At 69.0% G+C, this 24285-nt stretch carries 16 protein-coding genes and 2 pseudogenes; 6 read left to right on the forward strand and 12 right to left on the reverse strand.

The genetic code is table 11. The annotated features are described in order from the left end of the window. Positions 1–260 (forward strand): annotated as a pseudogene (locus tag ABZ441_RS25655) (hypothetical protein); the annotation flags it as partial. Positions 261–482: 222 nt separating this feature from the next. After that, a pseudogene (locus ABZ441_RS25660) lies at positions 483–1022 on the forward strand (GNAT family N-acetyltransferase). 561 nt (positions 1023–1583) lie between these two features. On the opposite strand, the gene ABZ441_RS25665 reads toward ABZ441_RS25660, so the two are convergent. Beyond that, complete coding sequence (locus ABZ441_RS25665; protein WP_358978310.1) at positions 1584–3113, reverse strand: hypothetical protein; 1530 nt, start codon at positions 3111–3113, stop codon at positions 1584–1586. Between the two features lie 475 nt (positions 3114–3588). Further along, complete coding sequence (locus tag ABZ441_RS25670; protein WP_358978312.1) at positions 3589–4500, reverse strand: hypothetical protein; 912 nt, start codon at positions 4498–4500, stop codon at positions 3589–3591. A 605-nt stretch (positions 4501–5105) separates the two neighbouring features. Here ABZ441_RS25670 and ABZ441_RS25675 point away from each other — a divergent pair. Continuing rightward, the gene (locus tag ABZ441_RS25675) at positions 5106–5342 is read left to right on the forward strand and encodes a hypothetical protein (protein WP_358978314.1); all 237 of its coding nucleotides are present in this window, start codon (positions 5106–5108) and stop codon (positions 5340–5342) included. Between the two features lie 34 nt (positions 5343–5376). Here ABZ441_RS25675 and ABZ441_RS25680 read toward each other — a convergent pair whose 3' ends face one another. After that, complete coding sequence (locus ABZ441_RS25680) at positions 5377–6642, reverse strand: APC family permease (RefSeq protein WP_358978316.1); 1266 nt, start codon at positions 6640–6642, stop codon at positions 5377–5379. A gap of 127 nt (positions 6643–6769) precedes the next feature. Then, entirely contained in the window at positions 6770–9004 is a 2235-nt protein-coding gene (locus tag ABZ441_RS25685) for an FUSC family protein (RefSeq protein ID WP_358978318.1), read from the reverse strand. A 292-nt stretch (positions 9005–9296) separates the two neighbouring features. On the opposite strand from ABZ441_RS25685, the gene ABZ441_RS25690 reads away from it, so the two are divergent. Then, the gene (locus tag ABZ441_RS25690) at positions 9297–9845 is read left to right on the forward strand and encodes a DoxX family protein (RefSeq protein ID WP_358978320.1); all 549 of its coding nucleotides are present in this window, start codon (positions 9297–9299) and stop codon (positions 9843–9845) included. 176 nt (positions 9846–10021) lie between these two features. Here ABZ441_RS25690 and ABZ441_RS25695 read toward each other — a convergent pair whose 3' ends face one another. Beyond that, a complete protein-coding gene (locus ABZ441_RS25695) occupies positions 10022–10420 on the reverse strand; it encodes a squamosa promoter-binding protein 15 (protein ID WP_358978323.1) in 399 nt (132 codons plus the stop codon). Between the two features lie 693 nt (positions 10421–11113). Then, entirely contained in the window at positions 11114–11998 is an 885-nt protein-coding gene (locus ABZ441_RS25700) for a SigB/SigF/SigG family RNA polymerase sigma factor (RefSeq protein ID WP_358978325.1), read from the reverse strand. 261 nt (positions 11999–12259) lie between these two features. Between ABZ441_RS25700 and ABZ441_RS25705 the strand changes: the two genes are divergently transcribed. Next, positions 12260–13456 (forward strand): PP2C family protein-serine/threonine phosphatase, encoded by a 1197-nt coding sequence (locus tag ABZ441_RS25705; protein ID WP_358978327.1) that lies wholly within the window; start codon positions 12260–12262, stop codon positions 13454–13456. A gap of 27 nt (positions 13457–13483) precedes the next feature. On the opposite strand, the gene ABZ441_RS25710 is transcribed toward ABZ441_RS25705, so the two are convergent. Further along, the gene (locus tag ABZ441_RS25710; protein ID WP_358978329.1) at positions 13484–13981 is read right to left on the reverse strand and encodes a MarR family transcriptional regulator; all 498 of its coding nucleotides are present in this window, start codon (positions 13979–13981) and stop codon (positions 13484–13486) included. 304 nt (positions 13982–14285) lie between these two features. Between ABZ441_RS25710 and ABZ441_RS25715 the strand changes: the two genes are divergently transcribed. Further along, positions 14286–14678, forward strand: coding sequence for an STAS domain-containing protein (locus tag ABZ441_RS25715; protein WP_358978331.1), 393 nt, complete (start codon positions 14286–14288; stop codon positions 14676–14678). A 176-nt stretch (positions 14679–14854) separates the two neighbouring features. On the opposite strand, the gene ABZ441_RS25720 is transcribed toward ABZ441_RS25715, so the two are convergent. The 5 genes from ABZ441_RS25720 to ABZ441_RS25740 form a co-directional block, all read right to left on the reverse strand. Then, positions 14855–15457 carry a GPP34 family phosphoprotein gene (locus ABZ441_RS25720; protein WP_358978333.1) on the reverse strand — a complete coding sequence of 201 codons (603 nt, stop codon included), beginning with the start codon at positions 15455–15457 and terminating at the stop codon, positions 14855–14857. Between the two features lie 291 nt (positions 15458–15748). Beyond that, on the reverse strand, positions 15749–17272 hold the full coding sequence (locus tag ABZ441_RS25725) for a catalase (RefSeq protein ID WP_358978335.1): 1524 nt from the start codon (positions 17270–17272) through the stop codon (positions 15749–15751). Positions 17273–17826: 554 nt separating this feature from the next. Then, positions 17827–18366: a GNAT family N-acetyltransferase gene (locus ABZ441_RS25730; protein WP_358978337.1), complete on the reverse strand. Its 540-nt coding sequence runs from the start codon at positions 18364–18366 to the stop codon at positions 17827–17829. 258 nt (positions 18367–18624) lie between these two features. Next, positions 18625–21225 (reverse strand): glycoside hydrolase family 9 protein, encoded by a 2601-nt coding sequence (locus tag ABZ441_RS25735; RefSeq protein WP_358978339.1) that lies wholly within the window; start codon positions 21223–21225, stop codon positions 18625–18627. A 272-nt stretch (positions 21226–21497) separates the two neighbouring features. Continuing rightward, positions 21498–24278: a glycosyl hydrolase gene (locus ABZ441_RS25740; RefSeq protein WP_358978341.1), complete on the reverse strand. Its 2781-nt coding sequence runs from the start codon at positions 24276–24278 to the stop codon at positions 21498–21500. Positions 24279–24285 lie beyond the last annotated feature (7 nt).

The raw sequence follows: 24285 nt of genomic DNA on the forward strand, positions 1-24285 counted from the left end.
TGAACTCGATCAGCGAGGCGTTCAACCACCATCGCCTGCCCCTGGAACTCGTTGAACCACTGACCGCCGCCATGCCGACGATGGAGCGCGAACTCTTCGAACACTCCCTCTACATCCTTGGCGCCACCCACGCCACGCAGGCCCGGCCGCTGATCGAGCCCTTCCTCCACCACCCCGACCCAGCGGTGCGTGAAGAAGCCCGGCTCGCAGCAGCCGAGATCACCGCAGCCGAGTCGGACGGCCTCACCCACAACTCTTGACTATTGCTCCGGCCGGGGGCGTACGCACCCTCCAGCCCGTTGTATGAGACGGATAGCAGGCATCGCACCGCACCGGATCGCGGACCAGTCTCCGGGAGAGCCCCGGAGTGTGACCTTCAGAGCTTCATGTCGCCGCATCTTCAGCGATATCTGGCGCTGAATCGGCGGCTTTGTCCGGGAGTTGCGAAGGCGCGTCTGCTGGCGCGCGATAGGTTGCCCGCCATGACTGAACTGCAGTCCGTCACCTGGCCGCCCGCCCCGATCAGGACCGAGAGGCTCGTGCTCCGTGAGTCCGGGGCCCGGGACCGTGCGACGTTCATCGAGCTGCTGGCATCGCCAGAGGTGCACACCTACCTCGGTGGGCCCCGCCCGCGTGACGAACTTGAGCGCGAGGTGCCCGAGGTACCTGGACAATGGCCCGGGTGTTTCGTCGTTGATCTCGACGGGGCGATGATCGGTGAGATCCTGCTCAGGAGAGCACCGGAGCACGGTCGCCCGGCCGCCGAGGGGAAGGTGGATCTCGGCTACCTGTTCCTCCCGCGGGCGTGGGGATTCGGGTACGCCGCCGAGGCGTGCGCGGCGGCACTCGACTGGTTCGACGGTGTCCTTCCCGGTCAACCCGTGGTGCTCCACACCTAGACCGCCAACGTCGGCTCGATGCGTCTCGCGGCAAAACTGGGGTTCACCGAGGTAGAGCGGTTCCATGCCTGGGAGGCCGAGCAGTGGCTCGGCCTGCGGCCCCCGGCCGCACCGTACGCCTGATCCTGTGCTCGAAAGGGGGGTGTGCCGGTGGACACCGAAACCGGTGATCCGGGTGGTGCCGCAGCGGAGCTTCCGCAGGAGCCGCCCTACTCGTCCGAGCCGTCGTCGCCCCGAACTCTGCGTTCGGTCACGATGGAAAGGGCCCGTACGTGCCCGTAGATGACGGTGGGGGAGTGCTGATACTTGTGGAAGGTGTCAGTCCCATTGCCGGTCCGTTGCGGGTCGACCGGCGTAAACGTTCTCGGAAGGGATCACTCGACGACGCACCGAACTCCACGGCGCCTTCGCCTCCCTCGCCTGCAGGCTCACCTACTGCCGACGGCTCGAGACGGCACGCTCATGGTCGTGTTCCGAGATCTGAGCGATGTCCGCGCTCGGCATTCGGTGAGAACCGTCAGCTTGCGGAAGAACCGGCGTCAGTAAAGACCCTCCCTGGACTTCGTCGTGTCCCTCGCAGCGGGCCCGGAGGCGCCGGAACTGTCGAGCAATTCGACGCCCGCCGGGGCCGTCACCTTCGAGGTGACCCGTCAGGCGGCCGATGAAGCCCACCGCGCGCGTCGGCTACCGGTCCCTGCGAGTCACCGTGCTCGACGCCTCGACGGTGTCCACCACAAGCCAGTGCTCCGAGAGGTAGTGGACCTCGTCACCTGCATAGCCGAGCACGTACTGGACGTTCCCGACCCGGTCCGGCAGAACGTCCTCCAGGACGAACGTTCCGTCCTCGGCCACCGCGACTGGCGGCAGGTCAGCGACCTCCAGGCCATTCAGCCGCTGCGCCGTGATCCGCGGGGCCTCGGTAGATGCCAGTCCGTCCAGGTCCAGTCGTCCGGTCACCGTGAACTGCCTCCCGGCGACGGCCGGGCCGTGCGTCACGTCCACGAAGCGCGACGGTGCCAGGGCCTCCCGGGTCTGAATCGTGTGCAGCCAGAACCTCGTGCCCTCCTGGTCGGAGGTCACGACGAAGAGCTGTTGCCCGTCCCCGGAGAACTCCATGCCCCGCGGGACGACGCGCCGGCCCGCGGCCTCGTCCTCGAAGCTGATGCGCAGCGGCTGCCGATCGACTGACGGGTCGGCGAACGCCAAAGTCAGGTCGGCTGTATGGCCTGAAGCCGCGCCACCCTGGGCGAACCACTTGCCGTCGGGGCTGAAGGCGACGGCCGTGGGCGCCACGCCCTCCGGCAGCGGCGCGTAGTGGTTCTCGAGGAAGCGGGCGTCCTGGCCGCCGAGCAGCACGGTCCCCCGGATCCCGTCGGCCACCGCGAGAACAGTGCCGTCCGCGGAGAAGTCGGCGTCCCGGAAGTCCATGCCTTGGCCGGTGCCGTCCTCGGTAAACCTGCGTTCCCCCAGGAACTCCAGCAGGTTCCCGTCCGCCCCGTCCGTCACCCGGTAGATCCCCAGGTCAGGGTCAGCAGTCGGGGACCAGCGTTCTGGAGCGGTCACCAGCAGACCTCCGGGCCCTCCTTCGAGATGGACCGGGGCGCTCGAGTACATGACCTCCTCGGCCTCGCCGCCTTCGGCCGTCGCGGCCACGCCGACACTGCCTGGTGCATCGGCGCAGCCCCCGGTCGATGCGGCCAGCCGGCTGGTGAAGAACAGCCGCCCGCCGGTGTGCACCAACTCCCGCCCACAGCTGTCGGCCGGCGCCGGAGTCGGGTCGACGAGGTGCAAGGCCCCGCTGTAGTGGGAGTAGTTCGCGATGTGGTCCGATTGCCCGGCGTAGACTTTTGAGCCGTCCGGCTCCACCGCGACGCCGGACAGGGGGGCGGCCATGTGGGCGCTTGCGACGGCGGGCCCTGCGCCCCCGTAGAGCACGCCGATCAGCTCGCCGTCCCGCGACCCGTCCGGATAGACTCGGTCGCCAGCGATCCACACGCGCTGGCTGACGCCGTCCACCGTCATCTGGGTGAATGACGCGGCAGACAGTTCCACGCCCGGACCCGACGGCACCACGGCCGCTGCGGCGTTGTTCGGGGCGGCGGCCCCAGGGGCTGCAGACGCGGTGCCGGTGACCGTCGTCAGCGCCGATCCGGCCAGCGTGCCCGCCAGCAGCACCGTCGTCAGCCTGCTGCCTCTTCCTGACGCATTCTTCAACGCCGATCCCACCCCTGATGTCAGCGCACCACCGCCGAACGGGCGGCGCTCGTTTAGATACGAAAGCGTCATCAACGAGCTGAGACAAGCCGCTTTAACGCCGAAATTGGGCTTGTCGGTGTGCAGCGGGCTGGCTGGCCTCGTGTGTCGTGGGTGCGCTGGGAGGTTGGGTGCACGGTTCCGGGCACGCCAGCAACGCTGATTCCGCCATTTGGATCGGCTGGCTCTGCGAATGGAATGGGCTCATCCGGATCGCTGGTGCTCTGACGGGGAAGGTCCGCCGGGTCGTTGGACGGTGACAACGGCGCGGGAGCTCTTCAGGCCCCCTTCGGCGGGTGACGGCGGCGTGATGGTGGGCGCGGCCGATGGCGATCTGGACCATCCGGCCAATGTCGTCGGGCGCGTCGGCGCGGGCCTGGATCCGCTGGAGTGCCCGGGTGAACACGCCGTTCAGGCCCAGCGACGGCAGCACTTCTCAGGCGTCCGCTCGACCCGGCCGCCTGGTGAAGCGCCGTATCCCCTTTCGGGTGGGCTTGAGGGGCTTGTCCTCAGGCGGGACCACGACCTGAACCGCAGTCAACGCCGGCTCGAGAGCCGGGGGCGGTCCTTCTGCGTTCTGTCCGCCCCGTTCAATCCGTCTCCGGACAGCCTGCGCCATGGCGTGATGGGACGGTTCTCGCAGCAGGCCCTCCATGGACAACCGCTCCCACATGTGCAGCAGTTCTTTCCCTCGGGTTGCTATCTGCCCCTCGTCCTCAAGCCGTTGCCACGCAGCAGTGGCGCGGACCACCTCTGGGGCGGCCCGATGCAGATCGATGCCACAACGGATGCGCGCGACCGTCAGCGCGAGAGCGGTGGAGATCACATAGTCGCCGCGAAGATAGGCGATGTACGCCTCGATCGCTCTGGCCTCCAGTGACAGCTCGTCCTCCGCACCCCGGCGGAGCGTAAGGTGCTCCCGTAGTGCACCGGCGAGGACAAACGCTGCGTGCAGTTCCTCGCGTTGCGCGTGCTGGATGATCCGCTCGACGCGGGCGAGCGGAGGGAAGGCTTCTTCCTCCGCGATGGTTCGCTCGCGCCCTGGTGGCAGGTCCTCATCCTCGGCGATGGTTCGGCTCGAACCGTCTGGGTACACCCGGAGCCGCGCGATCTGCCGCGCACTGCGGTCGATGACGGTTGCCGCCACCGGAGCCCCCAGGGCGCGGGCGAACATGGCTACGGCGTCGAGAATTGCCTCGTGGGCTGGGCGCATGCCACCCATCACCAGCAGGTGCCCGTTGACCACTGTCGACCCGTCCTCGGCGACGTATGCGTCGAGGCGGATCAGCGGCGGTGCGCTTAGGGCTGGCAGATTCCCCTTGTTATGGGGTGTCAGCGAGTGAGACATCCGCTCAGACTCCGGGTCGTCAGGGACGGGCAGGGAACTAGCTGGCGTGGTCGCGTTGGTGCGACCGGCTATAGCAGGAGGGGCACTCCCAACCCCCTGTGGACATCTTTCCTTTGTGACGTGAGCCTAATAGATAATCAAGTCCGCGAAATCTCCACTGCTGGCCGACCGGTTGTGCCCTCCCTCAGCGTTACTCCCTGCCTGCACGTGATCCGCCCTACGGTGCGGTGACCATCTGGCGCGGGCATCATTGAGGATCGCCATGGGGTGCTCACGAGGCTGCGGATCTTCGTGTGGTCCCGGTTGTGAAGTCGGCGCCGGTCGTGCAGGCTCTCGCTCCACGTCACCTCCTCGACCGGCCGGCTGGGCGGTGGCGGCGTTTCTCTCGCTCGCCGGCCCTGGCCAGCAGCTCGCCCCACCCGGTGCGGGGCGCCTACCTGGTCATGGACGTGGTGGGCTGTAATGTGCTCGTCCCGTTCAGCGCCGCCTGCCTGCTGACCGGCGCGGTGCACCCACGAACGATTTGCTGCTGGTCCACATGCAGCCGGTCGCACCGCTCGCGGACGCGGCCTCCGTGCGGCGCCGTCGGCCGCGAGTTGAGGGCGATGCCCATCCAGCGGATCACGGATGCGGCCGCCGCCCTGCTGGTACTGCTCACGGCGGCCGCGCTGTCGGTGTTCCAGCCGCGAGGGATGACCCGATACGGGTTCCGCCTGCTCGGGCAGGTCCGCAGCCGCGCCTTCGATGCAGCGGGGCGAGCTCGGCTTGGTCGATGTCGCCGGGGTCGGCCGGGGCAGGTGGCGAGCATGCATGCCCTTTTCTGCATCCTGTACCGCAACTGATCACACGCGGACCCAGCGCCTGCCGTGACGCCGCTCAGCTACGGGGGAGCATCCGGCGCGCGCCGTAGACGGCGGCGCCCAGCGCGATCACCACGGTGCCCCACAGTACCGAGGTGGCCGGGAGGGCGAAGGCCAGGACGAGGCAGCCGGCCGTGCCGAGGACCGGCACGATGCGGGGCGGGCGGCCCTCCGCGGGGGTGAGATTCCAGGCGGCGGCGTTGGCGACGGCGTAGTAGGCGAGTACGCCGAAGGAGGAGAAGCCGATCGCCCCGCGCACGTCCGCGAAGGCCGCCAGGACGGCGACGACGGCGCCGACGGCGATTTCGGCGCGGTGCGGTACCTGGGAGCCCGGGTGGACGGCGGCCAGGACGTGCGGAAGATGGCGGTCGCGGGCCATCGCCAGGGTGGTGCGCGAGACGCCGAGGATCAGCGCGAGCAACGAACCGATCGCCGCGACGGACGCACCGACGCGCACCACCGGGACCAGGCCGGGCACACCCGCCGCGCGGACCGCGTCGGCCAGCGGCGTAGAGGTGCCGGCCAGGGCGTCAGGGCTGAGCATCGCGAGGACGGCGAGCGCGACGACGGTATAGACGACCAGGGTGATGCCGAGGGCCACCGAGATGGCGCGGGGGATGGTGCGGGCCGGGTCGCGGACCTCCTCGCCGAGGGTTGCGATGCGCGCGTAGCCGGCGAAGGCAAAGAACAGCAGCCCGCCCGCCTGGAGCACGCCGTGCCATCCTGCGTCAGTGCCGACGGCCCAGTGCCCGGTGTCGGCCGCCGAGCTGGTCAGGCAGGCGGTGACCACGGCGGCGAGCACCGCCAGGACGACCGCTACGACTGCCCGGGTCAGCCAGGCGGCCTTCTGCACGCCGACGTAGTTGACCGCGGTCAGCGCGACCACGGCGGCGACCGCCACGGCGTGGGCCTGCGCGGGCCATACGTAGGAGCCCACGGTCAGGGCCATTGCCGCGCACGAGGCGGTCTTGCCGACCACGAAGCCCCAGCCTGCCAGGTAGCCCCAGAACTCGCCCAGGCGCTCGCGGCCGTAGACATAGGTGCCGCCGGACTGCGGGTAGCGGGCCGCCAGCCGGGCGGAGGAAGTGGCGTTGCAGTACGCCACCACGGCCGCCAGCGCCAGCCCGACCAGCAGCCCGGAGCCGCCTGCGGAGGCGGCCGGGGCCAGCGCGGCGAAGATGCCCGCGCCAATCATTGACCCGAGCCCGATCACCACGGCGTCGAACACACCCAGGTGGCGCTTCAGTTCTCCCGGCCCGGACTGTCGAGCCGGCCTGTTCATGCCCTGCCCTCTCCATAACGAGTGTCGATATCGGCGCACGATATCCGAGCCCGGTACCTGCGGATCTCGGACCGGCCCGGCACACATCACGGGCGAAGCCGCTGTGACCGGGCAATATCAAAGCCTGTCAGCCACCTATGGCTTTCGCCCCGGTGCTCTCGACGACCGGTACGTCCAGGGGGCGGGCGAGCCCGACCACGCCCTCGTCGAGGCGCTGCAGATGACGCAGCACACGGAAGGTCACCGTCCCGGAGGGCGGCGCGCCGGATCCGTCGCCCCGCAACGTCGACGCGATGCTGGCACCTGCCCGGACCTTGCCGCCGGCCCCCTCGTCCCCGACGTGGGCGGCGAGCACCTCGATGTTGTGGGCGATCCGCTGCCCAGCCCGGTGCAGGCGTGGATCGGCCGCCACCGTCTTGCTGTGCGGGACGAGTTCGGCGGTCGCCGCGAGCGCTCGGGCATGGTAGGCGCATGTCTCCAGGAGCGCCACCAGATAGCGGACGGTCTGCCGTCGGCCCCGCAGCGGGGTGATCGGATAGGTCAGCGGGCCGGTGGAATCGCGCAGTTCGTCCAGAGCCGTGTCCAAGCCGCGGGCCTTGCCGAGCAGGTCGGACGCAGGGCCGCCGCTGAGCTGCTCCACCGATGCGGATGCGACATCGCCGAGCCGGTCGAGAACAGTTGACAGCAGTTCGTCGGTACGGCGGTCCGTGTGCACCGGCAACACCAGCACGGCGGCGATGATGCCGCACGCGGCGCCGATCGCGGTCTCCTCGATGCGCAGCACCAGCACGTCGAAGCTGTACGAGTTCAGCAGCGTGTACAGCAGGCCCAGCATGGCCGTGACGAAGAAGGACATGACCGCGTACGACAGCGGTGCGGTGAAGAACATCGCGAAGATGAAGACGAGCACGAGCGCGAACGCGAACCAGGTGTGGTCACCGACCAGTCCCGCCAGTGCGACACCGGCCACGGCGCCGAGCAGGGTGCCGAGGAGCCGACGGTATCCCTTGACCAGAATCTCGCCGGTCGAGGCGGTGTTCAGGAAGACCACCCAGCATGTGAGAACGGCCCAGTACCAGCGCTGGGTGGAGAGGAGCTCGCCGCCGATGATGGCCAGGACCGAGCCGACCGAAACCTGGAAGGCCGCTCTCGTGGTGGGACGCTGCAAGCCCGTGCGGTCGCTCTCCCCGGACTCTTCGGACGAGGCGAGTGCGATGTCTTCGGCATCGAACTCCTCACGGGAACGCGTGGTCGCCGGCGAGTCGTCGGACTCGTCCTGAGGCCCGTCCAGCGCGAGTCGCAGACCCAGGACGGATCGGGCGGCCTCGCCGATACCGCGGAAGGCGTCCTGGATGCCGGCGGGCGCGGACGGAAGCTTCTCCTCGTCGCGGTAGCCGAGCAACCTGTTGCGGATGTGGGCGACTGCGATGCCCCCGTCGTTCGATGCCGTTCTGCTGACCAGGAGGTGCAGAGCCTTGAGGTCGCGGCGCAGGGCCATGGTCGCGTCGTCCTCGGCCGGCCTCCAGTCCCCGGTGAGCGGCACGGGTGCGTGCGGCAGATGAAGGGTGAGGGTGTCCGCGCGCTCCGCGCTGCGGGCGTTCAGCAGCAGCATGCCGAGCCGTTCCGTGGCGATCTCGGCATCCGCGACCCGTCGTTGCAGCAAGGCCGCCTTGTCCGCGTCCTCCGTCCCTTCCTCCAGGCGCCCCTGGATCATCAAGGCGGCCTCGTGCAGCCGAGCGGTACGCCGCCGCATGTCGTCGAGGACCTTCTCCAACTCCTCCGGCCCTGCGTCGAGCAGTTCGATCTGCATGGAGACGAGTTGCGCGACTCGCGTCCGAAAGGCGTCGCGCAACCGGTTCAGAACGCGTCGGGGAGTTTCCGGAACGACGGCGAACCGCACCACCGCGCTGCAGCCGAACCCGACGGCCAAGGCCAGAAACAGGGCCGGCAGGGAACTCGTCGCGGCCCCGACGAACAGGGAGAGGAAGTAGATCTGGAAGCCGATGAGACCCAGCGCGGTCCCTCGGTCACCGAACCGCCGACAGTAGACGGCGGCGAAGATGAGGGCGACGAAGAACGCGTCTCCCACGATGACCTGGGAGGCCAGCAACGCAGCCAGGGACGTCGCGGCGAGCGCTACCGGCAGGCCCAGAGCGAGGGTGATCGCCTGGTCGCGTACGAGCGTGTCCTTGATCGCGAAGGTGGCGGTCATCGCTGTCATCGCACCGGCGACCATATAGGTCACGTCGGTGTCGAGCAGGACCAGGACCACCAAGGTGCCGGCGATCGCCGAGACGGTCCGCAGTCCGGCCGTGAGCCGCAGCAGCCCCGGATCGGACGCCGCGAACCGATCCCACAACATGGCCCCGCCCCGCCGCCGCACTGCCCTCACCCTGCGCTTTCTCTCGCCAACCGCCTTCATGCACGTGCCGTTCAGCATCGCACGGCAGGGAACACCTGGACCAACTCAGGTCCAGGCCGACGGGGTCCCGAGCCCGCTGGCCGAAGGCTGCCGACCGCCGTCGCAGGGAACGCACCGGAACATCCAGGGCCGAGGCAGCGTACGGCGGTTGTCCCCGCTGTGACACAGAGCGCTGTGACACAGAGCGCCAACCGGGACGCGTGAGCCGCCCGAACCCGGGCATGCGCGGTTCATGGCAATTCTGAGGACAGTCGCCCGCCCTTTGCTCGCCTCCGCCTTCATCTCTGGCGGGCTCCGCACACTCCGAGACCCTCACTCCGTGGCGGCCCTGGCGGATCCGATGGCCCAGCCCATCGCGGGGCGCATCCCGCAGTTGCCGAACGACACGACACGCCTGGTCCAGATCAACAGCGCAGTCCAGATCGGAGCCGGCGCACTCCTCGCGGTCGGCCGCTTCCCGCGAGCGTCCGCTCTCGCGCTGGCTGTCTCGCTCGTTCCTACGACACTGGCCGGGCACGCCTGGTGGAATGTCGAGGACACTGAGGAACGCGCTCGTCAGCGCGTCCTGTTCACCAAGAACCTCTCGCTGCTCGGCGGTCTCCTGATCGCGGCCGCGGACACCCACGGCAAGCCCTCGCTGGCCTACCGCTCGCGTGCTGCGGCCACGGCGGGCGCCCGCAGTGCCCGCAAGGCCGGACATGCGGTTGGCGCCACCGTCACGGACAAGGCGCATGGCGTCCGGTCAGCTGCCGATGCCGTACGAGATCACCTGCCTGTGTAGGTCTCGAGCGGTTCTGGCTCAGCTTCCGCGACGTGGCCGCTCTCTGTTGCAGGTTCCGCATCTCGCTGTCGAAACCCGCGTTGCCGTATCGACTGGATGCTGGATCTGAATCCGCGTTGCCGTATCGACTGGATGCTGGATCTGACGTTGATCGGCGGACTGGCATGTCAGGAACGTCACCCGTTCGGCCAGACCTCTTCTTCTCGGCCTTCGGGCGCGATCTGCCGCAGCTTCGTGCCGTGGAACATCCACACACGGAAGTAGACCTGCTCCTGGTCCATCACGAACAGCTGGACGAACTCGGGGTGCGTCCAGACCATGCGCTCAACATGCGCCACCAGGCCGGCCAGGTCGGCGTGGTTGAGCGCTCCGGCATAGACGTCGCATTCCGGGTACTTGCCGCCGCCCCAACGCGTGTCGTTGGCGGTGGTCTCGTTGAGCGAGCCGACCCAGCCCACAGCACCGGGACCGAAGCCTCGCCGCAGGGCAGACGTCTGCAACCACTGGCTCAGTTCTTCGGCAGCCGGTCGATCATCCGGCTCGACGGAGATCATGACGTTGGCGACGTGACTCATGCCAGGATCCAACACAATCGCTCGGCGTCCCGCCAGGCCGTGCAGCGAAAGTGGATCTTGGGCGGTGAAAGGTCACGGTTCATGGGTCGGCGAGATCGCACGGACGAGCAGGGGGCGGCGCTGGAGCCGCTGTTGCCGAAGGGCATCAGCGCGGGGCGGCCGCCCGTACGGCGCCTGGGAGGCCGGCACAGGCACAGGCGGCGGGGAGGCGGGACAAGTCGCTGGCGCTCTCGATGACGCTTTGCCGCCGAAGGCGCTGCGGAACAGGAGACAGAGGCGGCGGCGCATGCCTGTGCTGGAAGGCAGGAGGCAGCGCGGCTTCGAGCGGGTGGCTCCAGCTTCCGTATTCGTGAGAGAAAGCACGGACTGACGGTTCGGCTCTACGCGCCGTTGCGCCCGGAACGGTCGATGAGACTGCCGAGGCGCCGGGCCACTCCGAGCCACGAGACGCGCGACGGACAAGAACCGGACTCCGGAGCACGGGGGACCACGTACGGGATGTGGGTCCTTCCCTGTGTCCCGGCCCGCACCCGAAGGCTCGGAACAACAGGCGTGATTCGAGCCCGGACCGGGTAGTCCAGCGAGGCTCAGGGGCGGCCGAAGCGACCCCGTGTACTTCTCGTCGTGCATGGCCGGGCGCCGGAAGCGACCCTGCGTCGCAGAGCACCGCCGAACAGAGCGGCCGGGGACGGATCAGGCCAGCATGCCGGCGCGGAGCTTGCCGAGGGTACGCGTCAGGAGGCGGGAGACATGCATCTGGGAGACGTCGAGTGCGGCCCCGATCTGGGCCTGCGTCATCTCCTGGCCGAAACGCATCTCGATGATGCGGCGCTCGCGGTCGTCGAGCTCTTCGAGGAGCGGAGCAAGGGCGTGCAGGTTCTCCACCGTCTCCATGGCGGAGTCCGGCTCGCCCAGGACGTCGGCGAAGGTGCGGGACGCCGTGCCCGTCGTCTCACCGGTGTCGGTCGGCAGGTCGAGGGAGCCGGCAGTGTAGCCGTTGGAGGCGATGATGCCCTCGATGATCTCGTCCTCGGTGCGGTCCAAGTACGCGGCCAGTTCCTTCACCGTCGGATCACGGTCCAGCCGGGTGGCGAGCTCGTCCTTGGCCTTGGCCAGTTCCACGCGGAGTTCCTGCAGCCGCCGGGGTACGTGCACGGCCCAGGTGGTGTCACGGAAGAAGCGCTTGATCTCACCGACGATGTAAGGGACGGCGAAGGTGGCGAACTCGACCTCGCGCGAAAGCTCGAACCGGTCGATGGCCTTGATCAGGCCGATGGTTCCTACCTGGGTGATGTCCTCCATGTCCCCGCTGCCCCGGTTACGGAAGCGGCGCGCGGCGAACCGGACGAGGGAGATGTTCATCTCGATGAGGGTGTTGCGCGCGTACTGGTACTCGTGCGTGCCCTCCTCCAGGACCTGCAGCCGCTCGAAGAACAGCGTCGACAGGGCCCGGGCGTTCTGGGGGGCCACCTTGCCCGCGTCCTCGATCCAAGGCAGCTCACCTATGCGCTCCGGTGAAACCTCCGCAGCCTGCAGTCCGTCAATCACTGCCGCTTCGCCGGTCTGTTGAGTATTCATGTGTTGCCACCCTCCCTGGTCCTGAGCGCTCTTGCTGACGAGCCCCTGCCCCGCCCCCACGAGCCCATGCACGATGACGCACTTTTTCTTGCTGCGAGGAAACAGTTGTCTCTGGACATCGTAGAATGATCAGCGCCCGCCACCGGTGCGATCCTTCCGGGCGCGCCATGCTGGATCGGGTACAGGCCCCGTACGCTGGAGGCCGGCCCGGGCCCGAGGACGGTCCGGGTTCCGGCGCAGCATGATGAGAAGCAGGATCACGTGGACAGATACGCTGCGGTCGAGCGAGAGCTGCGTAAGGCCGCTCCCCATCTGCTCCTCGATGTCATCGCGGTGGCTCTGCGGGAGCATTTCGCCGTGCAGAGCGTGGAGCTGCGGCTTGCCGACTACGGCATGACCACACTCCAGGTGGTGTCCGAGGCGCCCCTTGCCGAGCCGGTGCACGTTCATGACAGCCCGCAGGGCCGGGCCTTCGGGGCCCAGGAGCCTTATGTGGAGCCCCGGACCCCCCGGACCGGACCGGGCCCGCAGAACACGCATCTGCCGGTGACCGTGCGGGGTGACCGGCTCGGGGTTCTCACCGTCACCGGGGCGGAGGGCGGCTTCTCCCAGGAGGATCTGGCGGAGATGCAGCAGATCTGCGAAGCGCTCGGTCACGAGATCCTCGTCGCCGAACGGGACACCGACCTCTACCTCCTCGCCCGCCGAGCCACGAGGCTGACCCTCGCCGCCGAGATGCAGTGGCAGTTGCTGCCGGGACGCTCGGTGTCCCGCCCCGAATTCAGGCTGGGCGCCCATCTGGAGCCCGCGTACGCGATCTTCGGCGACAACTTCGACTGGTCGGTCTCGGCCCATCACCTCACCCTCACCGTCACCAACGGCATGGGTACGGGGATGGAGGCGGCCCTCCTGACAAATCTCGTCGTCAGCGCCTTGCGCAACGCCCGGCGTGCCGGCCTCGATCTCGCAGGTCAGGCCAGCCTCGCCGACCAGGCCGTCTTCGCCCAGCACCGCGGCGCCCTGCACGCGGCGGTCCTGCTCCTCCGCTTCGATCTGGCGACGGGGGAGGTGGAGGCCGTGGACGCGGGATCCCCGCGGATGTGGCGGCTGAGGGGGCGCAATGTCGAGCCACTCGACTTCGACGCGCAGCTCCCGCTGGGCATGTTCGAAGAAACGGAATACGTCACTGAGCGTCTGCGCGTCGAGCCCGGCGACCGACTGCTGATCGGCAGCGACGGTGTCTACGACAGTGCGTCGGCGGCCGGGGAACGCTACGGGGACCGTGCCATCGCGCGATCACTGTCCGCGCACCGCTTCCTGCCGTCCGAGCAGGTCCCGCTGGCAGTACTCCGGGACCTGCGCGACCACCGAGGTGCAACCCCGTTGGACGACGATGCCCTGGTGATCTGCCTGGACTGGTTCGGCCGGCAGTCTTCCACGGGCGACCCGTCTGCCTGACCTCGCCTGCGGGCGGTCGACCGGCCGCTACCCGGTTGACCGCAAGGGTCTCGCTCCGCCGCTGTCCTTCCCGGAGGACGCGGACGCGTTTCGGAAGGCCCGGAGTCCGTCGAGGAGTGAGCGGCGTGCCTTGGCGGGCATGGCGTCGATCGTGGACATCAGCACCTCTTCGCGGCGCATACGCAGGTCGACGAGGTACGCCTTGCCGTGGCTGGTCAGCCGGAGCTCCAGCTCCCGTCGACTCACCGGACTGGGGGCGCGTTCCACGAATCCGGTGGCCTGAAGCCGGTCGCACAGCCTGCTGACCGAGGGAGAGGCCGATCCCAGGGCGTCGGCGAGCATGCGCAGGTTGATGCCTTCCTCCCGGTCCAGCGTGTACAGCACGCGGAGCTGGGAGGGGGATACGGGGCCTGTGGGCACGGCCTCACGTCCGTGTTCCCAGAGGACTTCCAGGAGTTCCACGAACTCGGAACCCTCACGCGCCGCATCCCGGCGCCGGTGGTCGGGTTCGGGGGGCAGGCCCATTTCGATGACACTCCGATCCGGCATTGGCTCACTCGTCCGTCTGGCCATCGGACCGAGCAAGCGAGCCGGGCACTGATGCGCTCGTATGGAAGGCCAGGCAATCTCCGGGACACGCGCGTGGCCCCGGACATCGTACCTCCGTCGGCCACGGTTCCTGTGAGCGGCGCCCCCCTGATATGTTTCCCTATAGAAATAGTTGTCGCGGGGTAAGGTTCCGCAGTCGATATCCGAAGCGTGATCACCCAGCGGTCACCGCGCCCCCGGCAGGGCGGCTGCCGCTCCCCGGCCTGGAGCACTGAACCCCATGACGCAAAGCCCGAGCCTCACCCTCACCGTCCGGCAGCCGATGGATGCGACCGCCGTCCTCACCGTCGCAGGCGAGATCGACGTCGACAGCGCGCCCGCCTTGCGGACCAGGGCACTGGAACTCATCAGGCAGGGCAGCCCACACCTGGTCCTCGACATGGCGCCCGTGGAGTTCTGTGACTCCTCCGGACTCAACACGATGATCAGCATCCTGCGGTATGCCAAGGACCGACACGGATCCCTGTCCTTGGCCGCCGCGCCACCCCACCTCACGAGGCTGCTCGACGTCACGGGGGTCGGTGCGCTGATACCGGCGCTTCCCAGCACCGCCGACGCCCTGAACCTCATAGCGAGGCCCGGCAACACACCGGAAGGTTGCGGAACCCGTTAGACGAGCCCAAGCTCACCGACCCTGTTCGCTCCGCCGCCGTTCGGTCCAGCCTTGCGCGGGACAGGGCGGGGCCGCGGAGGTGAACGACGACGCCGGTCGGTCACGAGGACGGAACGTGCGGCACGTGCCCCGCGCCTATGTGCTCGAAAGGCCGGGCCGTCGCACACGCGAGTCCGCTACGGGCCGCGCCAGAGGTTGGCGAACGCCGTGTTCTCGATGGCCCGCTTCTGACGTTCCGCCTCCAACTCCATCACCGCGTCGTTGACGGCCACGAGCACGGTGGTGACAGCTTCGTCATCAAGGTCCGGCTCGTCCTCGGACCGTTCGCTCCGGATCCCCACGGCAGAAGCGAGCGCGGCGAGAACGGGCTCGTTGTCCGCCCAGCGGCTCAACGCCTGGCGGCGAGCGGGCGAATCGACCGGTTCCACGCGTTCGGCTCCCAACGTCGATCGGCCGCGCCGCTGCTGATGGAGGAGACCCTCTTCTTCGAGAGCCGCCTGGTACGCCGCGGAGAGATCGTGCCCGCGCCGCCACAGCCAGTCCTCGACCCGCTCGTACGGAGCCTGACCGGCAAGAGCCGACCACGCCTCGGCCAACAGGCGATCATCCGGCGCCGACTGCCGGCCCGGGACGATCAGGTCGCCGTCCAGGGTGACGGCGTGTGCCGAGGAGATGAGATCGATCAGTTCGGCTCCCGCGAGTGCGAGCGACAGGTCACCCTGCCCCACGGAACGATCCGGGTCCACAGCGATGATGAACAGGTCTTTCGCCGCAGTCATGAACGGCTCCCCTCGGTCTTGTCGACACCGTGATGCCACTACCGGCGCGAGGCTGCCCCTCGTACGCGCAGTTCCAGTATCACTCCCCGCTGAGCCACCCATGCCCTGCCGTACGGGAGGAGCCTCGCCCGTCGAGAACCGCGGCCCACAGGCACACGCGGCGCGAGACCCGGGGCGGAGGCCGGGAGTGCGAGCGGACGCGGCGCCGTGGGGGAGGGGGACGAGCACGCATGCGCCGCGCCCCCGGCATCGGCCGGGGGCGCGGCGGGGGAGAGAGCGTACGCCGGGAGATCAGGCCTTGCTCTGCATCGACCGGCGCGCGGGATTGGCCTGCTGTGCAGCCTTGGGGTCCTTCTCGCCGGCCTTGGCGCGCACCCCCTTCTCGATGCGCTCGCCGATCGTCTTGTCGACGTTCGACCAGTACTCGAAAGCCCGCCGCAGTACCGGTTCGGTGACACCGTTGAGCAGGTGGCCGACGACGTTGTCCACCAGCCGGTCCCGCCCCGCGTCGTCGAGGACCTTGCGCACCATGGTGCCTGCCTGGCCCCAGTCGTCGTCCTCCGCGTGGGAGACGTAGGCCGCGCGGGTGATGTCGCCGTCGGTGTGCCAGCTCGGCGGGTTCCCGTAGCGGTCGGTGTCGGCGGCCGGGCCCCCCTTCGAGTTCGGGGCGTACACGGGATCGGTGGTCTTCCGGTACGCCATCGCCCCGTCCTTGGAATAGGTGCGCACCGGTGCGACGGGGGAGTTGACAGGCAACTGCTGGTAATTGGCCCCGATGCGGTAGCGGTGCGCGTCCGCGTACGAGAACAGCCGCGCCAGCAGCATCCGGTCCGGGCTCGGGCCGATGCCCGGTACCAGGTTGTTCGGCTGGAATGCCGCCTGTTCGATCTCGGCATGGTTGTCGGTGGGGTTGCGGTCCAGGGTCATCCGCCCCACCTCGACCAGCGGGTAATCGCCGTGCGGCCACACCTTGGTCAGGTCGAACGGGTTGAACCGGTAGTCGACCGCGTCCTCGTACGGCATGACCTGGACGTACAGGGTCCAGCTCGGGAACTCGCCGTCGCGAATGTGCTCGAACAGATCACGCATGTGGTAATCCGTGTCCGCGGAGGCCATCTGATCGGCCTCGTCCTGGGTGAACGTCTCGACGCCCTGGTCGGTCTTGAAGTGGTACTTCACCCAGAAGCGCTCGCCCTGCGCATTGATCCACATATACGTGTGGGAGGTATAGCCGTTCATGTGGCGCCACGTGCGCGGGATGCCGCGATCCCCCATCAGCCAGGTGACCTGGTGGGCGGACTCGGGTGAGAGCGTCCAGAAGTCCCACTGCATGTCGTGGTCGCGGAGGTTGTTGTCCGCACGACGCTTCTGGGACCGGATGAAGTGCTGGAACTTCATCGGGTCCTTCACGAAGAACACGGGGGTGTTGTTGCCCACCATGTCGTAGTTGCCTTCGCTGGTGTAGAACTTCACCGCGAAGCCGCGCGGGTCACGCCAGGTGTCCGGGCTGCCCCGCTCACCGGCGACTGTGGAGAAACGGATGACCAGGTCGGTCGTGGTGCCGGGCTGGAAGAGGGCGGCCTTGGTGTAGCCGCTGACATCTCCCGTCACCTCGAAATGCCCGAAGGCGCCGCTGCCCTTGGCATGGGGCTGACGCTCGGGGATGCGCTCCCGGTTGAACTGAGCCATCTGCTCGATCAGGTAGGAGTCCTGCAGCAGGATCGGACCGCCAGGACCGACGGTGAGCGAATGTTCGTCGCTCTCGACGGGGGCGCCGGAGTCACTGGTGGTCGGCTCGTGCGAGGTGTCGGTCACTTTCTTTCCCCTTCGTCGTGGGGTGTGAGTGCGAAGCGTCGGCGGGCTACGGACATGGGGCGGCACATCGGCGTCGGGACCGGACGTACCGATCCCTGAACGGGACGGCCACGCCACCCGGCATCTGCCCGCTCTTCTGACATCGCCGCACCAGTAACCGTAATCAACATAGTTAAACCTGGACAAGCGGGCCATCGGGCGGACGCACCCACGCACACCTTCCAGGCATCCGCGGCATAGGCCCGGACGATCGACGGTCGGTTGACCGCCGACGCCGGGGACCCCCGCTCGGGGGCGCACGTCCCAGGGTGTGGACGTCGCTCCAGCCCACTCGGGCGTCCGCAGGGCTCCTCCTCGGCCTGCCGGCCGAGCGGGACCGCGTGAGAGCCAGGACCGAAGGCGGGCCGCTCAGCAGAAGAACCCGGCCCGCCCCTTTTCGCCCATTGGGAGCTGGACGGTCTCTCCGCCGTCACGTCGCCATCGGTGAGGGAGGACATCCGCTGCGCCCGTGGCCCCCTCGGATCCGCATCCTGCGAGCGAAAGGGTGGGGAACCTCAGATCCTCGCGCCGCGGGCACTGCGGTACAGCACGCTCGGGCGCAGCGGCCCTTCCGGTGCGGTGGGGTCGTCGAAGTCGTCCGCCGGGTCCCGGGTCATGCCGATGCGGCGCATCACCGCCTGCGATCGATGGTTGGCGGCTGTGGTCACAGCGAGGATCTCGGGGAGCTCAAGGTTGTCGAAGCCGTGGGCCATGACCGTCAGCGCGGCCTCGGTGGCGTAGCCCCGGCCCCAGGCCGAGCGGGCGAGCCTCCAGCCGATCTCCACGCCTGTGAACGGCATGCCGTCATCCACCTGGTCCAACCCCGCGAAGCCGATGAACTCGCGTGTGGCCTGGACCTCGACCGCCCACCACCCGTAGCCTCGCCGGTCGAACTCGTCCTGGAACCCGGCCACGGAGGCATCGCTCTCCTCACGGGTAAGCACGTCACCCAAGTGCTCCCGGACCCTGGGATCGGCGTTCATCGCCGCCCACGGCCCGAGGTCGGAGTCGCGCCATCGACGAAGGGCGAGACGATCGGTACGCAGTTCAGTCATGCGGCCCAGCCAACGTGCTTTCCGGCTCCCGATCAATCCGTTTAGCGGTGGTGTCCCCGTCGAGAGCATCGCCGAACACGGCGCATCTGGCAGGACTGATGCGGCGAGGCCACCTACGGCAGTACCGGCGGCGGTCCGGGCCGGGGCTCGTCGCCCGCTCGGAACATATTCACCGCCGCCGGTGCCGGCTCGGGAGCGGCGTTCCGCGAAGGTCCACCGCGCCCCGGCCTCGCACACCACACGCCATCTGTGCCCGAATCAGTTCGGTTCGCAGGCACGGCCGTTCAGTTTGAACGACCGCGGATCAGGTGCCGGGCCCGCAGCCGACGTATTGAAGCCGAAGTCGACCGCTGCCCCCGGTGCCAGGGTCCTGTTCCACGACAGCGGCCTGGCGCTGACCGTGCGACCGTGCTGTTCGAACTCGGCGCTCCAGGTGTGGCTCAGTCGCTGGTCGCCGGACAGCATCCAGGTCAGTGCCCACGGCGAGACCGGCTCCGAGCCGGTGTTCTCGACGCGGACCGTTACTGTCGAGCCGCTGTTCCACGGGTGTGAGGAGTAGGCGACCTCGCACGTGCGGGCCGGGCCGGGCTGCCCGCCCTCGCCCGCGTCGTCCAGGTACGAGGCGATGAAGGCCAGCGGCGCGTTCCAGTTGATGGTGATCTCGTTGGTGGCCCAGGAGCCGATGTCGTCGATGTAGCACATGGCCGGAGCGCATCCGCTCAGTTTCTCCGCCGCGACCGGATCTCCGGAGGCGATCGCGGTGAGGTTGGGCCCGCCCGCCACCGCACCAGGTGCGGGGTTCGGCAGAGCGGCATCGTTCTGATGCGCCCAGAAGCGGTGGTGCTGGTTGTGGGAGTCGCGCTCGCCGTAGCCGGTGACGTACGACTGGTTGAGGGGGTTGCGTCCGAGGAGATAGTCGGCGCCGCTCAGCACTGCGTCCTGGTACGCGGCTTCGTCGGTCAGGTCGTGCGCCGTCGCCAGCACGATCATGTTGTTCAGGACCTGGCTGTTGGATCCCCAGACGTAGTCCTCGCCCGAGGGGGCGTACGGGAGCCCGTACGCCTGCGTGCGGGACTGTGCGGCGTAGCGGTCGGCGGCCGTGGTGAGGACGGAGCGCACCTCACCGAGCTGCGCCGCTGTCAGACCGTTCGGCACGGTGGCCAGCGTCAGCACACCCAGCCCGCCGGTGGACCCCCACGAGATGCCGCCGCCCGCCGGGAAGACCGCGTCCGTGTCACCGTGCAGGGCGGAGGACAGCACCGCCTGGCGGTAGGTGTCCTTGCCCGTCGTGGTGAACAGCTCGGCGGCCGCCCAGTAGAACTCGTCCGAGACGTCGTCGTCGCTGTACGCGCCGCCGCCGGTGCCGTCGCCCGGATCGGCGAGCACGTCCGGGTGCTGCTTCGCCGCGGCCCAGGCGGTCTCTGCGGCCCGCAGGCAGCGGTCGGAGAAGTCTTCGTCGAAGGGGGCGTACAGCCGGGCACACTGGGCGGCCGAGGCTGCGAGGTTCAGCGTGGCTGCCGTCGACGGGGGATGCAACTCGCGTTGCTGAGGGTCGAGATGGGGCTTCATCGGCAGCCCGGTCCATTCGGCGTCGTGCATCTTGTGATGCGCCATCCCCGCGAGCGTCTCGCCGGCCGGGACCTGCATCCTCATCAGGAAGTCCATCTCCCAGCGCGCCTCGTCCAGGATGTCCGGCACCCCGTTGCCGCGTTCGGGCACCCGCAGCTCACCGTCACCGAGCTCTGCCGCCTCGGCGTCCGCAGCGGTCAGGGTGCGCTCGTACGTGGACATCAGCTGGGCCACCGAGATTCCGCCGTTGACCACGTACTTGCCGTGGTCGCCTGCGTCGTACCAGCCGCCCGACACATCCAGCCGGTAGTCACAGACCCCAGGCTGGCAGGGGACGTCCCTGTCGCCCTTGTTGGGCGCGACACCGATGTGGCCGGCCGGGCGCGCGTACTCCTCACCGACGAGGTCCGCCTCGATCGGGGTGCCGCTGCGGTTGTGGTAGAAGTACGCCAGCGCGTCGGAGCGCAGCCCGTCGTACAGGTCTCCGCGGATCGAGAACGGTTCGCTCGCCTCGCCGTCGACCTCCACGGTGTACCCGTCGCCCACCGTGGTGAAGCCACCGAAATCGAAGGTGTGGACCCGCTGACGTGAGCTGGGGTCCTCGCCCTGCGGCACGGTCGCCCCGGTGGCGGCCGTCGAGCCGTCGGCGGCCTTCACCGTCCACGTCAGCGGCGCGTCGGCATCGGTCACCACGGTGCCGCCCTTGGGGCCGTGGGGCAGATAGCCGACCTGGTTGACGCGGACGGGCGAACCGGTGTCCGGTACGTACACGGGGGGTTCGGCCCCGCCCCGCAGCGACACGTCGTCAAGGCAGAAGACCGTCGCCCGCTCACCGCCGCCGATCTGCAACTGCACCGACGCGGCCGGCAGGTCCACCGAGGCCGTGAACGTACGTGTCACCTGCGTGACCTCCGTACCCACCGGGTCCGCGGTGGCGAGCACCGTCGTGTACGGGTCGACCGCCTCCTGGACCCGCGTCTGGACGGTCAGTGGTACGGCCGAACTGGCCGTGTAGGACAGCTCGTAGCTCTCGCCCGCGACGATCGGGACGTCGTTCTGGCCGATGATGACGTCCCAGGCGTTGGACGTACCGGCGGGCACCTCGGCGCACAGCCGGCCGTCCGACACCGCCGACGGCGCGTTGTCCGTCCACCACCAGGGTGCGGTGCCGGCGGCGAAGTCACCGTTGGAGATCTGCTCGGGGCCGGGTTCGGCTTCCAGCGCACCGGCCGTGCCGTGTGCCGCCAGCGCCGCCGCGAACAGCAATGCGGCGGCAGAGATCCGGGACACGCGTCGCCCGTGCCGGGGGCGAAGGCGCACGGGCCGAGCGGAGGGTGGTGAGGGATTCACCGGGAGGGCCTTTCGTCGACGGACGCGGGGCGTGGAGAGCGGGGCATCGTGGACCAGCGGGGCACTCCCGGGATGTGGGAGCGCTCCCACTCGATTGTGGAGGCGGATCGCGCATTCCGCCAGGGTCATGACAGATGCGGACCAGGGTCATCCATGGCAGATACGGCGGGTCCCGGGCGGAGAGGCCCGGGACCCGCCGTACACCGAGGCGTCTAGACGTACGGGATCTTCACGACCGCCGCGTCCGTGCCGGTCTGCACCTGGGAGGTTCCGCTGCCCAGCGCGTTCCAGACCTCCAGGCGGATCGTGCCGCCCTTGAGATTGCCCAGGCTTCCGGTCACCGCCGAGGCGCCCACGGCCTGGGTGTATTCCTCCCAGCCCGTGACCGGGTCGGTCGCGAAGTAGCGGAAGGTCTCGGAGCGGTCGACCGTCCCGTCGCCGGTGAGGTCGTAACTGATCCGTACCTGCGGGGCGAGCCCCACCTTGGTACCCGCGTCGACCCGCAGACGGAAGGCGGTCGACGCGCCCGCCGCGAGCGTCCCGTCGACCTTCTTGATCTCGTAGACCGTCGGCTTGTACGGCGTACCGTCCCGGTTGACGCCGTCGGCCGAGGCCAGCGTGTCGGCTCCGGCCGCGCCGTCCGTGGCGGTGGTGAGGGTGCCGCCGGACTTCAGCCGGAAGGTGTTGCCCGTGGACGGACCCGGCTCCTCCGGGTCCGGGTCACCGCCACCGGTACCCGTGCCGGTGGCCGTCGAGCGGGCGGGTACGGAGAGCGTCGCGCCGTCGGAGAAGGTGACGGTGCGGGCGGTGGAGCCGTGGTTGTGGGCGCTGTACGTCCGTACGCCGTTCTTGGTGAAGACGGCGGAGGTCGGGACGTTCCCGCTGACCGTCATGTCGGGGGCGCCCAGGCTGTTCAGCGTGGTGATCCAGTGATACGTGTGCGCCTTGGACTCACCCTGCTCCGGGGTGTAACCCGCGTTGCCCGCGTCCCACTTGGCCTTCGCTGCCGCAGGGTCGGCCAACGACTCGAACTGCCACAGAAGGTCCCGCCACTCGACGGCCGGACCGCCGTTCTCCCGCTCCATCTCGGCGATGTTGCGCTTGATGGCGGCCTTTTCGCGGGCCAGGTGCAACGAACCGCCCGTGACCGGGAGGACGTTGATGCCGTGGATCTCCTCGGGGTTCGCGGTCCACCAGGTGGAGTACGCGCCGCCGCTGCCCCACACCATGCCGACCGTGTCGTGGCCGAAGGAGCTCGGGAAGACCTGCTGATCGGCGTCGAACCAGTACTGCGTGATCGCCTCCGACTCGGTGGTCAGCAGGTAGCTGCCGAGGTCGCGCAGCCCGGTGTCACCCGTTGCCGCGCCCCACAGGACGAGGCCCGCACTGAGGTTGATGGACTCCGAGGAGGACTCCTGGTTGTTGCCCGCCGCGAAGCCCTGGTGGCCGGAGGCCCAGCTGTGGCCAGCGTACACGTCGAAGCCGCGCAGGAACGGGTACGCGGTGTCCGTGCGGCTCGGGTTGGCGGCGTCGCGGACCAGGGTCTTGACCATGGTGCCCCAGGCGGACTCGGCGGCCCACGCCTGGTCGTACTGGGCGACGATCGCCGCCGCGTACACGTAGTAACTGTAGTGGAAGTGGTGGTCGTTGAGCTCGGTGTCACTGCCGTACGAGGCCGGGTAGCCCGTCAGCGTCTTCCAGTCCTTGTCGTAGCTGAACTCGCTGGCCCCGCCCGCCGTGAACCACTCCTGGAGTCGGCCCTTCATCAGGCCGAGCAGCTTGTCCCGGATCCCCGTCTGGCCGATCTGGTCGGCGACGGGGACCAGTTGGGCGAGACGGCCGAGCGCCTTGCCGGTCCAGTACGTGTCACTCGCCCCGGAGAACGGGTCGGAGGCGTTCGCCACCTCGTTCAGGTAACCGGTCAGCCGCGCCTTGTCGACCCCGCTGGACGCGGGCAGCGCGGGCAGGACGCCCTGGTTCTTCTGGCTGGTGGTGAAGGAGGCGGACTCCCGGACCTTCATGGTCCCGCGCGGGGAGACGTACGTGTACGGCGTGAGCGCGTCGGAGGTGTGCAGCCACTGGTGGCGGTACAGCGCCTGGAGCGTGCCGCGTTCGGTGCCCTCCTTGGCCTCCGTGGTCAGGCTGTAGGTCGCCTTGACCGTGCCGCCGGTGGACTCCCAGGCCACCTTGGATCCGGTGACGAAGCTGAAGGCGTACTTCCGGTAGGTCGCGAGCGCGTCCGTGGACGGCAGCACGGCGAGCGAGAAGTAGTCCTTGCCGCCGAGCCCGGCGGTGATCGTCGTGCCGGAGACGTTCCAGTCGCTCCCGGTCGGGGCGAACAGTGCGTAGTGGTGGCCCGCGACCGTGATGCCGAGGACGTTGCCGTTGTCCGCGAAGATGGTGGGAGTGCCGGCCGTGGTGATCCGGGCATCACCGCCGGAGCCCTTCGCGTACACGAAAGGCATGCCGTGCCCGATGGTCGTGCGCAGGGTGCGCGTGCCGTCCGACCAGTAGGGGGTGACCGTCCAGTCGGACCAGTCGTCGGCCTTCGTGTCCGGCGAGTTCAGCCCGCTGAGGCCCACGGTGAGATCGGCCTTGTGGGCGTATTCGTACTGGCGGCCCCCTCCGACGACCGCGGGCGTGGTCGGGTAGCCGACCTCCAGTCCTCCGGAGGTCGCCTGGTAGGTCAGCGGGTGCCCGTACATGGGGGTGGAGTAGGGGTTGTCACCGTAGCGCTGGTAGGCGAGGGAGGACCACCAGTCGTTGGTGGGGACCGGCTTGTTCTTCGCCGACGCCGTGACCTTGGGCGTGACGGGGGCGCCGGTGTTGGTGGTGGGACCTGAGGTTCCGGCGGGGCGGCTGTCCGTGTAGCTGCCGGAGCCTGCTGGGATGGTGGCGGCTGCCGCCGGGGGTGCGGCAGGGCCCAGACCCACGGCGGCCAGGGCGATGGCCAGGATCGTCGCCGCTGCGGGTCTGGAGAGGGAGGCTTGCATGGGCAGC

Origin of the sequence: Streptomyces sp. NPDC005752 (genome assembly GCF_040630715.1) — a bacterium.
Lineage (GTDB): Bacteria > Actinomycetota > Actinomycetes > Streptomycetales > Streptomycetaceae > Streptomyces.

What these genes read in the sequence shown, in the direction of transcription:
- ABZ441_RS25740 (WP_358978341.1), bottom strand. Translation starts at nt 24,278, where the DNA reads ATGCAAGCCTCCCTCTCCAGACCCGCAGCGGCGACGATCCTGGCCATC.
- ABZ441_RS25685 (WP_358978318.1), bottom strand. Translation starts at nt 9,004, where the DNA reads ATGTTGTGGGATCGGTTCGCGGCGTCCGATCCGGGGCTGCTGCGGCTC.
- ABZ441_RS25715 (WP_358978331.1), top strand. Translation starts at nt 14,286, where the DNA reads ATGACGCAAAGCCCGAGCCTCACCCTCACCGTCCGGCAGCCGATGGAT.
- ABZ441_RS25675 (WP_358978314.1), top strand. Translation starts at nt 5,106, where the DNA reads ATGCCCATCCAGCGGATCACGGATGCGGCCGCCGCCCTGCTGGTACTG.
- ABZ441_RS25710 (WP_358978329.1), bottom strand. Translation starts at nt 13,981, where the DNA reads ATGGGCCTGCCCCCCGAACCCGACCACCGGCGCCGGGATGCGGCGCGT.
- ABZ441_RS25690 (WP_358978320.1), top strand. Translation starts at nt 9,297, where the DNA reads ATGGCAATTCTGAGGACAGTCGCCCGCCCTTTGCTCGCCTCCGCCTTC.
- ABZ441_RS25720 (WP_358978333.1), bottom strand. Translation starts at nt 15,457, where the DNA reads ATGACTGCGGCGAAAGACCTGTTCATCATCGCTGTGGACCCGGATCGT.
- ABZ441_RS25680 (WP_358978316.1), bottom strand. Translation starts at nt 6,642, where the DNA reads ATGAACAGGCCGGCTCGACAGTCCGGGCCGGGAGAACTGAAGCGCCAC.
- ABZ441_RS25670 (WP_358978312.1), bottom strand. Translation starts at nt 4,500, where the DNA reads ATGTCTCACTCGCTGACACCCCATAACAAGGGGAATCTGCCAGCCCTA.
- ABZ441_RS25700 (WP_358978325.1), bottom strand. Translation starts at nt 11,998, where the DNA reads ATGAATACTCAACAGACCGGCGAAGCGGCAGTGATTGACGGACTGCAG.
- ABZ441_RS25695 (WP_358978323.1), bottom strand. Translation starts at nt 10,420, where the DNA reads ATGAGTCACGTCGCCAACGTCATGATCTCCGTCGAGCCGGATGATCGA.
- ABZ441_RS25730 (WP_358978337.1), bottom strand. Translation starts at nt 18,366, where the DNA reads ATGACTGAACTGCGTACCGATCGTCTCGCCCTTCGTCGATGGCGCGAC.